Here is a 13604-nt window from a genome sequence, read left to right on the forward strand (position 1 = left end):
CCGCGCCCCCCGCGCCCCTCGCGCCCCTCGCGGCGGCGATCTTGCAGTTGCGGCCCCGCGAGTGCGGCTTTTGTTCCGTTGTGCCGGGGCCCAAAGTGCAAGATCGCCGAGGTTGCGGTGGGTCAGGGCGAGCGGGGGGAGGTGGGGGCGAAGCCGTGGGGGAGTTCGAGGCGGTGTGCGGACAGCAGCGTTTCGTCGGAGAGGACGTCTGCGGTGGGGGCGTCGGCGACGATGCGGCCGCCGTCCAGGATCACCGCGCGGGGACACAGCTCGGCCGCGTACGGCAGGTCGTGGGTGACCATCAGCAGCGTCACCGGCAGGCCGCGCAGGATCTCCGCCAGCTCCCGGCGGGCCGCCGGGTCGAGGTTGGACGACGGCTCGTCCAGCACCAGGATCTCCGGACGCATGGCCAGCACCGTGGCCACCGCCACCCGGCGCCGCTGCCCGAACGACAGGTGGTGCGGCGCCCGGTCCCGGTGCTCGGCCATGCCCACCGCCGCGAGCGCCTCGTCGACCCGTTCCGCCAGCTCGGCCCCGCGCAGACCCAGGTTGGCCGGGCCGAACGCGACGTCCTCCGCCACCGTGGGCAGGAAGAGCTGGTCGTCCGGGTCCTGGAAGACGATGCCGACCCGGCGGCGGACCTCGGCGAGGGTGTCCCGGTCGCGGGTCACCGTCAGACCACCGACCGCCACCGTCCCCTCGGTCGGGGTGAGGATGCCGTTGAGGTGCAGCACCAGCGTGGTCTTGCCGGCGCCGTTCGGCCCGAGCAGCGCCACCCGGTCGCCGCGCGGCACGGTCAGGTCCACCCCGTGCAGGGCGACGTGACCGTCCGGATACGCGTACCGGACGCCACGGACGTCCAGGGAGGGCGGCTGCTGCACGTACCCGATCATTGCAGGACGAGCGCGGCGGCGGCGATGGAGGCCGCGATCACCGGCACCGTCGCGCCCACCGCCCACTGCCCGGCGGTGGCCGCCCCGGCCCCCTGCCAGACCGCCGGCATCCGGCCGGTGTAGCCGCGGGAGACCATCGCCAGATAGACCCGCTCGCCCCGCTCGAAGGCGCGCAGGAACAGCGCGCCGACCCCGGCCGCGAAGCCGCGCAACTGCCACAGGAAGCGCGGGTCGTCGCCCCGGGACACCCGGGCCACCCGCATCCGCCGGGCCTCCCCGACCAGCACCTCCAGGTAGCGCAGCATGAACGTGGCGATCTGGGTGAGGATCTGCGGGCAGCGCAGCCGGTCCAGGCCGAGGATCAGGTCACGTGTCGTCGTGGTCGCCGCCAGCAGGAGTGACGCGAGGACGCCGAGCGTGCCCTTGGCCAGGATGTTGAACGCGCCGTGCAACCCGTCGACGGAGAGGCCGAGCCCGGCCACCTCGACCCGCTCCCCCGTGCCGAGGAACGGCAGCGCGAACGCGAACAGCACGAACGGCAGCTCGATCAACGCCCGCCCGAGCAGCCAGCGCGGGCCGACCCGGGCCAGCGCCGCCACCCCGGCCACCAGCAGGGCGTATCCGCCGAACGCCCAGTACGCCTCCCGCGGGGTGGCGACCACCGCCACGGTGAACAGCACCATGGCGGCGATCTTCACCTCCGGCGGGAGGCGGTGCACCGGCGAGCCGGACTCGCGGTAGAGCACGTGCGCGTGCCCGGCGCCCATCGTCGACCTCCCCGGCTCAGCGGCCGTCGGTGGACCGGGGCGTGCCGGTCGCGGTGGCGCCCACCGGGTCCACGGCGTCGGTGGTCGGGCCGGTCGTGGTGGCGCGGGCCGGACCGCGACGGCGGGCCAGCCAGAACAGGCCGCCGCCGACCGCGAAGGTGAGCAGCACGCCGAGCACGCCGGACAGGCCGGTGGAGAGGAAGTCGTTGCCGATGCCACGTACGCCGTAGTCGGCCAGCGGGCTGTCCGCCAGCTCGTGGTCCTTGGCCTGCTGGGCCGGGCAACTGCCGCCGGTGATCTCGTCGTCGGCGTTCACCGTGCAGCCCTTGAGCAGCGACGAGTCGAGCCCGTCCGGGTGCGACGAGGCGTAGTTGCTGACCACGCCGGCCAGCAGCAGCGCCACCAGCAGGCCACCGAGGAGGAACGGCCAGGGACGCTTGCTCATCGGGCACCTCCGGCGACCGGGACGGCGGGAGCCGGGGTGGCCGGCTTGAGGGCGCGCAGCGCATAGACCAGGTCGGGGCGGACCTTGGCGACGGTGACCACGGTGGTCGCGGTGATCAGGCCCTCGCCGATGCCGATCAGCAGGTGGGCGACGGCCATCGTGCCGGCCAGCCCGCCCAGGTTGCCGCCCAGGTCGGTGGTGCCGCCCAGCCAGTACTGCAGCACGAAGCCCTGGGACGCGACCACGACGCTGACCAGCGCGGAGACGAACGCGGTGACCGCCAGCCCGGCGGGCGTACGCGGCAGGACCCGCAGCAGCAGCGCGATCAGCAGGTAGGCGGCGGCGGTGCCGAGGATCGCCATGTTGGTGATGTTGAGGCCGAGCATGGCCACCCCGCCGTCGCCGAAGACCAGGGCCTGCACGACCAGCACCACGGCCACGCAGAGCGCGCCGACCCAGGGGCCGACCAGCAGCGCGGCCAGCGCGCCGCCGAGCAGGTGGCCGCTCACCCCGGCGGTGAAGATCGGGAAGTTGAGCATCTGCACGGCGAAGATGAACGCCGCCACCAGACCGGCCATCGGCGCCAGCCGGTCGTCGAGGTCGGCCCGGCCGCGCAGCACGCAGAACGTGAGCGCGGCGAGCGCGAAGGCCGCGAAGATCGCGGCGACGGGACCGTCGATGATCCCGTTGGAGATGTGCATCGCCAGGGTTTCCACGAGGTGAGCCTATTTCCGGCAGGGGGTTGTTGCCAATCCCTTGCAACAAGGCATGGTGATCATCACGCTCGGCCGGGTGTCGCCGCCGGTCACCGACCCGGGCGCGGCGGTATCGTCACCGCCATGACCGACCGCCTGAAGCCCGGCGACCCCGCCCCCGAGTTCACCCTCCCCACCGACGACGGCGGGACCCTCTCCCTGACCGACCTGCGCGGCCGCAAGGTCATCCTGTACGCGTACCCGGCCGCCATGACGCCCGGCTGCACGAAGCAGGCGTGCGACTTCCGCGACTCGCTCGCCTCGCTGCAGTCCGCCGGCTACGAGGTGGTGGGCATCTCGCCGGACAAGCCGGCCAAGCTGGCCAAGTTCCGCGACCGCGACGCCATCACGTTCCCCCTGGTCGCCGACGAGGACAAGGCGGTGCTGACCGCGTACGGCGCGTACGGCGAGAAGCAGATGTACGGGCGCACGGTCACCGGCGTGATCCGCTCCACGTTCGTGGTGGACGAGGAGGGCCGGATCGCGCACGCGTTCTACAACGTCAAGGCCACCGGCCACGTCGCCAAGCTGCGCCGGGACCTCGGGCTCGACTGAACCTGTCGGTCGCCACGGTTACCGTCGGCGCATGGTGCGTTACCGCTATTCACCGGAACTGCTCGCCGTCACCGCCGCACGGGCGCACAGCGTGACGGAGGTCATGCGACTGCTCGGGGTGCGGGTCAGCGGCGGTTCGCACGCGCACATCAGCCGGCAGCTCAAGCGCTTCGGCGTCGACACCTCACACTTCACCGGGCAGGGACACCGGCGCGGAGTGCCAGGCCCCCGGCAGGCGCCGACGGAAACCCTGGTCCGGCTACCGCCGGACGCCGCCCGCACACCCGGCTTCCGGCTCCGCCGCGCCCTGCTGGAGATCGGCCGCGCCGAACGTTGCGCCATCTGTCACCTCGACCCCTGGTGGCAGGACGCCCCGCTCATCCTCCACGTTGACCACCTCAACGGCGATCCGCTCGACAATCGCTCCGCCAACCTTCGTTTCCTTTGCCCCAACTGCCACAGTCAGACCGCGACGTTCGCCGGACGGGCGCGACCGATCGACGCGACGGCCGCCGGCGCTGTTCCGGAGGTCCAGCAGCCGGACGACGCGGGGCGGCCCGACGCGACGAGCCTGATCCGACTGGTGAGCGCCGGTCGGATGACAAGCGTGGATGCTGCTCGGCTACTCGGCTGCACAAGGGATCACGTCGGTAGGTTGCGTCGGCGTCTCGAAGCAACGGGCACCATCGAACCGCCGCCACGGGTCCGCGACCGTCCGGTCCAACGGCGGTTCCGGGATCAGGCGATCCGGTACGCGCTGACACACCCGGAGGCCGGGTCACGACAGATCGCCCAGGCGTTGACCGACGACGAAGCGGAGCCGGCCGCAATCAGCCATCGCACGGTGCAACGGATCCTTCTGGAGGCTCGACTCACGACGGCGGAGGCGCGACGCTCTAGACTGAGCGGGCCTGCGGGAGTGGCGTAACAGGCAGCCGCGATAGGTTTAGGTCCTATTGTCCGAAAGGACGTGGGGGTTCGACTCCCCTCTCCCGCACCAACAGCCGTGTTACCCGTCACGGACGCAGGTGGGCGACCCGCCGCATCCCGCAGGATGGCGACGTGGACCTGCGCTTCGTACTCGACCCCGACCTCACGCCTGAGCTGCGCGAACAGCTCGTCGACCTGTGGGTGGACGTGACCAACGCCGGCGGTGCGGTCGGCTTCGTCGCCCCGGTCACCGAGGCCGAGGTGCGGCCGGTCGCCGAGTCGACGCTCGCCGAGGTCGCCGACGGGCCGGACCGGCTGCTGGTCGGCTACGCGGGCGAACGGCTGGTCGCCGTCGTGGTCGTCGCGGACAACCGGTTCCACCTGAAGACGCACTGGCGGGTGCTCAAGCGGGTCATGGTGCACCCCGACACCCAGGGACGCGGGTACGGCGCCGCGCTGATGCGCGAGGCCGAGCGGGTCACCCGGGCGCTGGGCGTGGAGGCGCTGCACGTGACCGTCCGCGACGGACTCGGCCTGGACCGCTTCTACCGGCGTCTCGGCTACCGGGAGATCGGCCGCCTGCCCGCCGCGCTCCGCCTGTCCCCCACCGACTCCCGCGACGAGATCCTCATGTGGCGCGATCTCCCCGCACGCCCCGGATCCGTCGATCATGCAGTGGTGGCACCTGACGAAGTCCACTGATCCGACATCCGAGGCGCCACAACTCCGTGATCGACGAAGGTCAGGCGCACGCGCCCGGGGCGGCGGCCTCCACGACGGGCGTGGGCGTGGACGGGGTGGGCGTAGACGGGGATGACGGGGGCGGAGACGGGGACGCGCTGGTGGGGCGGGCGGACGGGGAGCGGGACGGCTTCGCCGGCCGGGTGGTCGTGGCGGCACCCGCGCCGTACATCCGGACCGTGCTGCGCTGCACCTGACCCGGCGCCATCCGGATGCCGGTGGCGGTCGCGCGGTGGCCGTACACGTCGGTGACCCGGATCGTGTACGGGCCGGGGCCGGCGCCGGAGGGGATCAGCCAGTAGTTGTAGTCCTCCCGGTCCGCCGCCCGCCACGACCCGTTCTGCCGGACCTCCACCGAGCGCAGCGGGTTGCCGTGGTCGCCGACCAGGACGGCGAACCACCACTGGGAGGCGCCTTCCTTGATCCGGAAGGTGAGCGGGCCGGGCAGCGCCGGGTCAACCACCGCCCGGTAGGTGACCCGGACGACGCCCTGCACCGGTTCGGCGATCCGGGCGAACGCCTCGGCGGAGAGGTCGAGGTGACCGGGCGCACACTCCGGGCACTGGTCCATGACGAGCACCCGGACGGTGCCGCGCGGGCCGGTGACGTCGAGGAAGCCGCCGCATGACGCACCGGCCGCGTACTCGCTGGGGCCCAGCGCCACGTAGAGCCGGTTGGTGGGCGCGGCGGGCCGGGAGCAGTTGCCGCCGGCGCCCTTCGAGTCGTAGAAGGTGGCCTTCCCGGAGTGCGCGCCGGCGCCGAGCGGCGGGGCGGCACCGACCGGCGGGGCGGCGCAGGCGGGGGCGGCGCCGCCGCGTACCGCGAGGGTCACCGCGACCACGGCGGCGAGCGCGGCCAGGCCGGCCGCGGCGAGCCGGCGGCGGGCCCGGGCCGGGGCACGGCGGCGGCCGGGCCCGGCGGGCGGGCGCTCGGCGCCGGCGGGGATCGGTGGGTGGGGCGCGCTGCCGTCGGTCACGCCGGTCGATGCTGCCGGACCGGCCGGTGGGCGGACAAGCGGGCTAAGCGAAAGCTAAGGCCGGTGGGCGCGGGCGACCGAGGTGATCCCGGCGAGGTCGCCGGCGAACTCCGGGCGCTGCCGCAACGCGTCCTCCAGGCGGACCCGCCACAGGCCGGTCTCGACCGACACCCGGGCGTCACCGACGTGGCGGACCCGCTCGCGACTCTCCGCGAGCGCCTCCCCGGCGGCGGCGCCGAACAGGGCGTCGAACTCGTGCCGGAGCCAGTCGAACAGCCGGTCGTCGTGGAACGCGCCGCCGATCACCCGGGCGGTGTCCCACGCCACCCGTGGCTGGTGGATCACCTGCATCTCGACTCCTCGGTCGACGTCTCGTTTCGGCCATCATCTATCCTCCGCGGTCCGGCGACAAGGCCCGCCCGGGGCGACGTCGGTCCGGTGGGGAGCGCCGGGCCGGCCGGGCCGGTGGGCATCGGCCGTCCGGATGAGGGGCACCGCGACGAAACGCGAATCAGTAGCATCCCGGGCATGTCCGATCGCCAGCCCCTCGCCGGATCCGACCCCCACCCCGCGACGTCCGACGTGGAGCCGGACGGCCCGGAGGAGAAGACGCCCCGGCGTCGCCGGGGCCTGCGGATCGCGCTGATCCTGCTGCTCGTGGTGGTGCTGCTGGGTGGGGGTGGCGCCCTGGCCGGCGGGCTCTACTACCGGTCGGTCGACAAGTCGATCGAACGGGTGGACGCGTTCGAAGGCGTACCCGAGGCGTCCCGGCCTCCGGTCGCGGCGAAGGGCGCGATGAACATCATGATCCTGGGCAGCGACTCCCGCGATCCGGAGAGCACCGGCGGGTCGCGCAGTGACACGATCATCCTGGCCCACCTGCCGAAGGACCGGTCCAGCGCCCAGCTCATCTCGATCCCCCGGGACACCTGGACGGCGGTGCCGAAGTCCAGGGAGGGCCGGGGCGGCCGGGACGCGAAGATCAACGCCGCGTACGCCTGGGGTGGCGTGCCGCTGATGGTGCAGACCGTGGAGAAGTTCAGCGGCGTCCGGGTCGACAACGTGGCCATGGTGGACTTCGCCGCCTTCAAGGAGATCATCGACGCGCTGGGCGGCGTCGAGATCGACGTGGAGAAGGGCTTCACCACGAAGTACTCGCTGATCGGCACCCGGACGTTCAAGCAGGGCCGGCAGACCATGGACGGCGCCGCCGCGCTGGACTACGCGCGGGAGCGGCACGCCTTCCCGGACGGCGACTTCGCGCGCATCCGCCACCAGCAGCAGGTGATCAAGGCGATCCTGGACAAGGCGGCCTCCGGCGGCGTGCTGACCAACCCGGCCAAGCTCAACTCGTTCGTCCGGGCCACGTCGAACTCGGTGGCGGTCGACAAGTCACTGTCCCTGGTGGACCTGGCGATGGAGATGCGTGGCCTGCGCAGCGGCAACCTGACGTTCTTCACCTGCCCGGTGAAGGGGACGGGCCGGGTCGGCAGCGAGAGCGTGGTGTTCCCGGACCCGGTCCGGTCGAAGACGTTGTTCGAGGCGGTCCGCCGGGACTCGGTCCCGGACATCCTGGCGGTCAGCGGAAAGTAGGACGTCGAACTGCCGTGGCGGCTCTGGCGGGCGGGCGGGGCCGCTCATATCCTGCGATCGCCCCGGGTCCATCGGCAGAGGACCGGGGCGTCACGGGGGAGGATCCACCATGCCACGCCTACCGGCGTACGAGCATCCGGCCGCGCAGCCGCCGGGCGTCACATCGATGACCGGCAGTATGGACACGACCACGGTGCTGCCGTACGCCGGCACCCGGGCCTCGACGCGTACCCGGCGGTTGCGGGCCTGGATGGTGACCGCGCCCATCGACGTCGCCGCGCTGCTCGCACCGCTGCTGCTGACCCAGGACTACTGGCGCGGGACGCTGTCCAACGCGGCGCTGACGGTGGGCCTGCTCGCCACCGGCGGGCTCTACCGACCCCGCCGGCACATCAGCATCCTGGACGAGCTGCCCAGCCTCGGCGGGCGCCTGCTCGCCGCCGGCGCGGTGGTGGCCATCATCGCCGCGCTGCGCCACGACTCGGTGGTCTACCTCGGCGGTTTCATGCGCGGCCTCGCGCTCTCCGCCGGGCTGGTGGTGGTCGGGCGGGCGGTCAACTCCCGGATCGTCCTGCTCGCCCGGCGGCGCCGCTGGGTGGAGCACAACGCGATCGTCGTCGGCGGCGGCCCGATCGGCGCGGAACTCGCCCGGCTGCTGCGCCGCTACCCGCAGTACGGGCTGCGGTTCGTGGGCGCGGTGGACGCGCCGTCGCGGCCGCGCCTGGGCGCGCTGCCGCTCATCGGGACCATCGACGACGTCGAGAAGCTGGTCACGATGGTGGAGTGCGAGGTCCTGGTCATCGCCGACCCGGACTGCTCGGAGTCCGACCTGATGGAGGCGCTGCTCCGACCGGCGAGTTCCCGCTGCGACCTGTGGGCGGTGCCGCGGCTGTGGGGCTCCCGGTCCCAGGGCGGTCACCCGGACCACATCGGAGCCATCCCGATCGTCAAGATCGGCGACACCACGCTGAGCGGTCCACGGTGGTGGGTCAAGCGCGCCTCCGACGTGCTCTTCGCGGTGGTCGCGCTGATCCTGCTGAGCCCGCTGCTGCTGCTCTGCGCGCTCGCCACGTTCCTCGACGGCGGGCGCGGGATCTTCTTCCGGCAGGAGCGGATCGGCCGCTACGGCGAGCCGTTCCAGGTCGTCAAGTTCCGCACCATGCGTCCCGCCGACGAGCACGAGTCGCAGACCACCTGGTCGATCGCACACGACCGGCGCGTGGGCCCGATCGGCCGGTTCCTGCGGCGCACCTCGCTGGACGAGCTGCCCCAGCTGTGGAACATCCTGCGCGGCGAGATGAGCGTGGTGGGGCCACGGCCCGAGCGGCCCTACTTCGTGGAGAAGTTCTCCGTGGAGTACCCCACCTACGCGATGCGCCACCGCGTGCCGGTGGGGCTCACCGGCCTGGCGCAGGTCAGCGGCCTGCGCGGGGACACGCCGATCTCGGACCGCGCCCGGTTCGACAACTACTACGTGGAGAACTGGTCGCTCTGGCTCGACATCAAGATCGTTCTGCGGACCGTGACGGAGGTCTTCCGGGCCGGCGGTCGCTGAGGCCCGACGGCGCTCAGTGGGCCAGCGCCTCGGCCAGGTCGGCGTGCCACGGCCCCGGCGGCGGCAGCTTCGCGGCGGCCCACCGGCCGTGGCCCAGCACGCTGTAGCGGGGACGCGGCGCCGGGCGCGGGAAACGGTCGCTGGTGGTCGAGCGGATCCGGTCCGGGTCCAGGCCGCGCAGGGCGAACACCGCGCGGGCCAGCCCGTACCAGGTGGTCTCGCCGGCGGCGGTGCCGTGGTAGGTCCCCGGCGCCGCGTCGCCGGCGAGCGCCGCGTCGGCCAGCGCGACGAGCCGCTCGGCGAGCCGGTACGACCAGGTCGGCTGCCCCCGTTGGTCGTCGACCACGTCGAGGTGGTCGCGCTCGGCGGCCAGCCGCAGCACGGTGGTGACGAAGTTGCGGCCCGAGGTGTTGTAGAGCCAGGCGGTGCGCACCACGTACCCGGTCTCGGGCAGCAGCCGGGCCACCGCCCGCTCGCCGGCGAGCTTGCCGCGCCCGTACGCGTTGACCGGGCCGGTCGGCGCGTCCTCCGGGTAGGGCTCGGTGGCGTCGCCGGGGAACACGTAGTCGGTGGAGACGTGCACCATCCGGGCCCCGGCCAGGGCGCAGGCCCGGGCCAGGTGGGCGACCGCCGCGCCGTTGACCGCCGTGGCCGCCGGCTCCCGGGTCTCGGCGCCGTCCACATCGGTCCACGCCGCGGCGTTGAGCACCACGTCGTGGCCGGCGACCGCCGCCCGCACCGCCCGCTCGTCGGTGACGTCGAGGTCGGCGCGGGTGGCGGCGGTGACGGTGAGGTCCGGGCGGGTGCGCAGCACGGCCAGCAGGTCCCGCCCGAGCATCCCGCCCGCGCCGGTGACGAGCAGCCGGCTCACCCGCGGGTCGCCGTCTTCAGCGGCTCCCACCAGGCCCGGTTGTCCCGGTACCAACGCACCGTCTCCGCCAGGCCCCGGTCGAGGTCGATGCTCGGGGCGTACCCCAGCTCTGTGTTGATCTTGGTGATGTCCAGCGAGTAGCGACGGTCGTGGCCCTTGCGGTCGGTCACCGGCACGACCCGGTCCCAGTCGGCGCCGCACGCGGCGAGCAGCCGGGCGGTGAGGTCCCGGTTGGTCAGCTCGGTGCCGCCGCCGATGTGGTAGACCTCGCCGGCCCGCCCCTTCTCCTGCACCAGCGCGATGCCCCGGCAGTGGTCGTGCACGTGCAGCCAGTCCCGGACGTTGCCGCCGTCGCCGTAGAGCGGCACGGTGCCGCCGGCGAGCAGGTTGGTGACGAAGAGCGGGACGACCTTCTCCGGGTACTGGTAGGGCCCGTAGTTGTTGGAGCAGCGGGTGACCACCACGTCCAGGCCGTGGGTGCGGTGGTAGGCCAGCGCCAGCAGGTCCGAGCCGGCCTTCGAGGCCGAGTACGGGGAGTTCGGCGCCAGCGGCCAGTCCTCGGTCCAGGAGCCGGAGTCGATCGAGCCGTAGACCTCGTCGGTGGAGACGTGCACGAACCGCCGCGTGCCGTGGCGCAGCGCGGCGTCGAGCAGGGTCTGGGTGCCCAGCACGTTGGTGGTGACGAACGGCGCGGCCCCGGTGATGGACCGGTCCACGTGCGACTCGGCGGCGAAGTGGACGAGCACGTCGTGCCCGGGCACGACCGCGTCGACGGTCACCGGGTCGCAGATGTCGCCCTGCACGAAGCGCAGCCGGGGGTCGTCGCGCACCGGCGCGAGGTTGGCCGGGTTGCCGGAGTAGGTGAGCTTGTCCAGCACGGTCACCCCGGCGGGCGCCAGGTCCGCCACCCCGGCCGCGTCGCCGCCGGGCACGCCCAGCAGCAGCCGCACGTACTCCGACCCGATGAAGCCGGCGCCGCCGGTGACGAGGATCCTCACGGGACCGGGAGTCTACGCGAAGCCGCAGCGCAGGCCGGGGCCGACGACGGGCACCCGCGCGACGCGCCGTGGCCGGTACCCTCCGCGGGTGCGTGGAATCCTGCTCGCCGGCGGCACCGGCTCCCGGCTCTGGCCGATCACCCGGGCCGTGTCCAAGCAACTGATGCCGGTGTTCGACAAGCCGATGGTCTACTACCCGCTCTCCACGCTGGTGATGGCCGGCGTGCGGGACGTTCTGATCATCACGACCCCGGACGACCGGGCCCAGTTCGAGCGGCTGCTCGGCGACGGCGCCCAGTGGGGACTGCGGCTGGAGTACGCCGAGCAGGCCCGCCCGGAGGGCATCGCGCAGGCGTTCCTGCTCGGCGCGGACTTCATCGGCGACGAGGCGGTCGCCCTGATCCTGGGCGACAACATCTTCCACGGCGTCGGCCTCGGCCGGCAGCTCGCCCAGCACGGCGACCCGGCCGGCGCCCGCGTCTTCGCCTACCCGGTCGCCAACCCGGGCGACTACGGCGTGGTGGAGTTCGACGCGGCCGGCCGGGTGCTGTCGATCGAGGAGAAGCCGGCCCGGCCCCGGTCCCGGTACGCGGTGCCCGGCCTCTACTTCTACGACAACCGGGTGGTCGACATCGCCCGCAAGCTCACCCCCAGCACCCGGGGCGAGTTGGAGATCACGGCGGTGAACGAGACCTACCGCGAGTGGGGCGAGCTGTCGGTGACCGTGCTGGACCGGGGCACGGCCTGGCTGGACACCGGCACGTTCACCTCGATGATGCAGGCCGCCGAGTTCGTCCGGGTGATCGAGGAACGGCAGGGCATGAAGATCGGCTGCGTCGAGGAGGTGGTCTGGCGGTCCGGCCTGATCGACGACGACCGGCTGCGGACGCTGGCCCACCCGCTGACCCGCAGCGGATACGGCGAATACCTGCTCGGGCTGCTGGCCGAGGGGTCGACTGTGGGGAGCGGCTCGTGAAGGTCCGGCCGTTGGGCATCGAGGGCGCCTGGGAGATCACGCCCCGGCAGCACGGCGACTCCCGCGGACTGTTCCTGGAGTGGTACCGGTTCGACCACCTCGCCGACGCGGTCGGGCATCCGCTGCGGCTGGCGCAGGGCAACCTCTCGGTCTCCGCGCGGGGCGTGGTGCGCGGCATCCACTTCGCCGACGTACCGCCCGGCCAGGCGAAGTACGTGACCTGCGTACGCGGGGCCGTCGTCGACGTGATCGTGGACGTCCGGGTGGGCTCGCCGACCTTCGGCCGGTGGGAGGCGGTGCGCCTGGACGACGTCGACCGACGGGCGGTCTATCTCAGCGAGGGCCTGGGGCACGGCTTCTGCGCGCTCACCGACGACGCCACGCTGAGCTACCTCTGCTCGACCACCTACGACCCGACCGTCGAGCGTGCCGTGCACCCCCTGGACCCGGAACTGGCGATCGACTGGCCGGCGGGGACACCGCTGCTCTCCGACCGGGACGCGGCCGCGCCCAGCCTGGCCGAGGCACGCGACGCGGGCCTGCTGCCCGACTACGGCACCTGCCGCGCCTTCACCGCCGGGCTGGCCACCCGCCCGTCGTCCTGATCCGGCTCCTCGCCGGGCGCCGGCGAGGTGGCCACGGACGCTCCGCCGGGCGTCGGCCGGACCGGGTCGGGCCGGTCGCCGTCGGACGCCGACGGGTCGACGCCGGGCGGGAAGTCGTCGGCATCGCCGTCCGGCTCCGGCCCGTCGAGGTTCGGCCCGTCCACGTCCGGTCCGTCGAGGTCCGGTCCGTCGAGGTCCGGTCCGGAAGCGACCGGACGCCGCCGCACCGCCGCCCAGACGGTACGCAGATCCGCGCCGACCGGCGTGCCGGCGCGGCGGTAGCCGAGCACCAGCGCGACCCCGAGGCCGATCGCGAGCCCGCCGAACGCGCCGCCGAGCGCGTGCAGCGGCCGCCACACCGGTTCCGGGCGTCGCGGCGCGACGGCGGGCCGGACGACGGCGACCTGGGCCTTCAGCCCCAGCCCGGCGGGGGGCAGGTCACGCCGGGCGATCCGTTGCAGCTCGGCGGCGAGCGCGTCGGCGATCGCCGCGGCCGTCGCACCCGACCGGTCGGTGACGGCCACGTCGATCGCCAGAGCGTCCACCGTGGACGATGCCACGACGCGCGTGGCGAGGTCGTCGGTGGTGTACGGCAGGCGGAGTGAGTCGATCACCGGGCGGGTGAGCCGGGGCGTGTTCATCATGGTGGCGTACGTCTTCACCCGCCGTTGCATGAGCCGGCCGGCCTCCGGCGCGGACGGGCGGGGCTGCGGCGGGGCGGCCCCCTCGGCCACGAACGTGACGAGCAGCTGCGTCTCGGCGCGGTAGACGGGGTCCCGGCGCGCGGCCGGAACTCCGGTGACGACGCCGCCCAGCAACGCGAGCGCCACCACGATCGTCCACCGCCGGCCGATCACGTCGCGGTAGCGGGCCAGGTCCACGAGGCGTGAGCCTACCGGGCGGCCCGGAACCGGCCGGCCCGAGCCGTACCCGGTCGCCGGCGA

The 13604-nt window shown here is 73.5% G+C and carries 16 protein-coding genes and 1 tRNA gene; 8 read left to right on the forward strand and 9 right to left on the reverse strand.

What is annotated here, in order from left to right; genetic code table 11:
- Window positions 1–122: 122 nt before the first annotated feature.
- The 4 genes from CO540_RS13550 to CO540_RS13565 are packed head-to-tail and all read right to left on the reverse strand — an operon-like array spanning window position 123 to window position 2821.
- Complete coding sequence (locus tag CO540_RS13550; protein ID WP_099162327.1) at window positions 123–893, reverse strand: energy-coupling factor ABC transporter ATP-binding protein; 771 nt, start codon at window positions 891–893, stop codon at window positions 123–125.
- A complete protein-coding gene (gene cbiQ / locus CO540_RS13555; protein ID WP_099162328.1) occupies window positions 890–1660 on the reverse strand; it encodes a cobalt ECF transporter T component CbiQ in 771 nt (256 codons plus the stop codon). Before cbiQ ends, CO540_RS13550 begins: the two co-directional genes overlap by 4 nt.
- Before the next feature lie 16 nt (window positions 1661–1676).
- The gene (locus tag CO540_RS13560) at window positions 1677–2105 is read right to left on the reverse strand and encodes a PDGLE domain-containing protein (RefSeq protein ID WP_253866654.1); all 429 of its coding nucleotides are present in this window, start codon (window positions 2103–2105) and stop codon (window positions 1677–1679) included.
- Window positions 2102–2821, reverse strand: a complete 720-nt coding sequence (locus CO540_RS13565) for an energy-coupling factor ABC transporter permease (protein ID WP_099162329.1) — start codon at window positions 2819–2821, stop codon at window positions 2102–2104. Before CO540_RS13565 ends, CO540_RS13560 begins: the two co-directional genes overlap by 4 nt.
- A gap of 123 nt (window positions 2822–2944) precedes the next feature.
- On the opposite strand from CO540_RS13565, the gene bcp reads away from it, so the two are divergent.
- From bcp to CO540_RS13585, 4 genes are all read left to right on the forward strand, one after another.
- Window positions 2945–3415 (forward strand): thioredoxin-dependent thiol peroxidase, encoded by a 471-nt coding sequence (bcp, locus tag CO540_RS13570; RefSeq protein ID WP_099162330.1) that lies wholly within the window; start codon window positions 2945–2947, stop codon window positions 3413–3415.
- A gap of 31 nt (window positions 3416–3446) precedes the next feature.
- Window positions 3447–4343: an HNH endonuclease gene (locus CO540_RS30570; RefSeq protein ID WP_216642365.1), complete on the forward strand. Its 897-nt coding sequence runs from the start codon at window positions 3447–3449 to the stop codon at window positions 4341–4343.
- Window positions 4329–4415 (forward strand) — tRNA-Leu (locus CO540_RS13580). Before CO540_RS30570 ends, CO540_RS13580 begins: the two co-directional genes overlap by 15 nt.
- Window positions 4416–4477: 62 nt before the next feature.
- Complete coding sequence (locus CO540_RS13585; RefSeq protein WP_099162331.1) at window positions 4478–5047, forward strand: GNAT family N-acetyltransferase; 570 nt, start codon at window positions 4478–4480, stop codon at window positions 5045–5047.
- A gap of 40 nt (window positions 5048–5087) precedes the next feature.
- On the opposite strand, the gene CO540_RS13590 is transcribed toward CO540_RS13585, so the two are convergent.
- Together CO540_RS13590 and CO540_RS13595 are read right to left on the reverse strand one after the other, a co-directional pair.
- Entirely contained in the window at window positions 5088–6062 is a 975-nt protein-coding gene (locus tag CO540_RS13590) for an expansin EXLX1 family cellulose-binding protein (RefSeq protein WP_099162332.1), read from the reverse strand.
- A gap of 54 nt (window positions 6063–6116) precedes the next feature.
- On the reverse strand, window positions 6117–6413 hold the full coding sequence (locus tag CO540_RS13595) for a hypothetical protein (RefSeq protein ID WP_099162333.1): 297 nt from the start codon (window positions 6411–6413) through the stop codon (window positions 6117–6119).
- Between the two features lie 177 nt (window positions 6414–6590).
- On the opposite strand from CO540_RS13595, the gene CO540_RS13600 reads away from it, so the two are divergent.
- A complete protein-coding gene (locus CO540_RS13600; RefSeq protein WP_099162334.1) occupies window positions 6591–7655 on the forward strand; it encodes an LCP family protein in 1065 nt (354 codons plus the stop codon).
- Window positions 7656–7764: 109 nt separating this feature from the next.
- A complete protein-coding gene (locus tag CO540_RS13605) occupies window positions 7765–9210 on the forward strand; it encodes a sugar transferase (RefSeq protein WP_099162335.1) in 1446 nt (481 codons plus the stop codon).
- A 13-nt stretch (window positions 9211–9223) separates the two neighbouring features.
- Here CO540_RS13605 and rfbD read toward each other — a convergent pair whose 3' ends face one another.
- Both rfbD and rfbB read right to left on the reverse strand, forming a co-directional pair.
- On the reverse strand, window positions 9224–10081 hold the full coding sequence (gene rfbD / locus CO540_RS13610; protein WP_099162336.1) for a dTDP-4-dehydrorhamnose reductase: 858 nt from the start codon (window positions 10079–10081) through the stop codon (window positions 9224–9226).
- Window positions 10078–11079, reverse strand: a complete 1002-nt coding sequence (gene rfbB / locus CO540_RS13615; RefSeq protein ID WP_099162337.1) for a dTDP-glucose 4,6-dehydratase — start codon at window positions 11077–11079, stop codon at window positions 10078–10080. Before rfbB ends, rfbD begins: the two co-directional genes overlap by 4 nt.
- An 88-nt stretch (window positions 11080–11167) precedes the next feature.
- On the opposite strand from rfbB, the gene rfbA reads away from it, so the two are divergent.
- The gene (gene rfbA, locus CO540_RS13620; RefSeq protein WP_099162338.1) at window positions 11168–12055 is read left to right on the forward strand and encodes a glucose-1-phosphate thymidylyltransferase RfbA; all 888 of its coding nucleotides are present in this window, start codon (window positions 11168–11170) and stop codon (window positions 12053–12055) included.
- The gene (locus CO540_RS13625; protein ID WP_099162339.1) at window positions 12052–12660 is read left to right on the forward strand and encodes a dTDP-4-dehydrorhamnose 3,5-epimerase family protein; all 609 of its coding nucleotides are present in this window, start codon (window positions 12052–12054) and stop codon (window positions 12658–12660) included. The genes rfbA and CO540_RS13625 overlap by 4 nt, the downstream gene beginning before the upstream one ends.
- On the opposite strand, the gene CO540_RS13630 is transcribed toward CO540_RS13625, so the two are convergent.
- On the reverse strand, window positions 12606–13541 hold the full coding sequence (locus tag CO540_RS13630; protein WP_253866655.1) for a YveK family protein: 936 nt from the start codon (window positions 13539–13541) through the stop codon (window positions 12606–12608). The two genes, CO540_RS13625 and CO540_RS13630, sit on opposite strands and share 55 nt — an antisense overlap.
- Window positions 13542–13604 lie beyond the last annotated feature (63 nt).

Source organism: Micromonospora sp. WMMA2032, from assembly GCF_002688545.1.
GTDB lineage: Bacteria > Actinomycetota > Actinomycetes > Mycobacteriales > Micromonosporaceae > Micromonospora > Micromonospora sediminicola.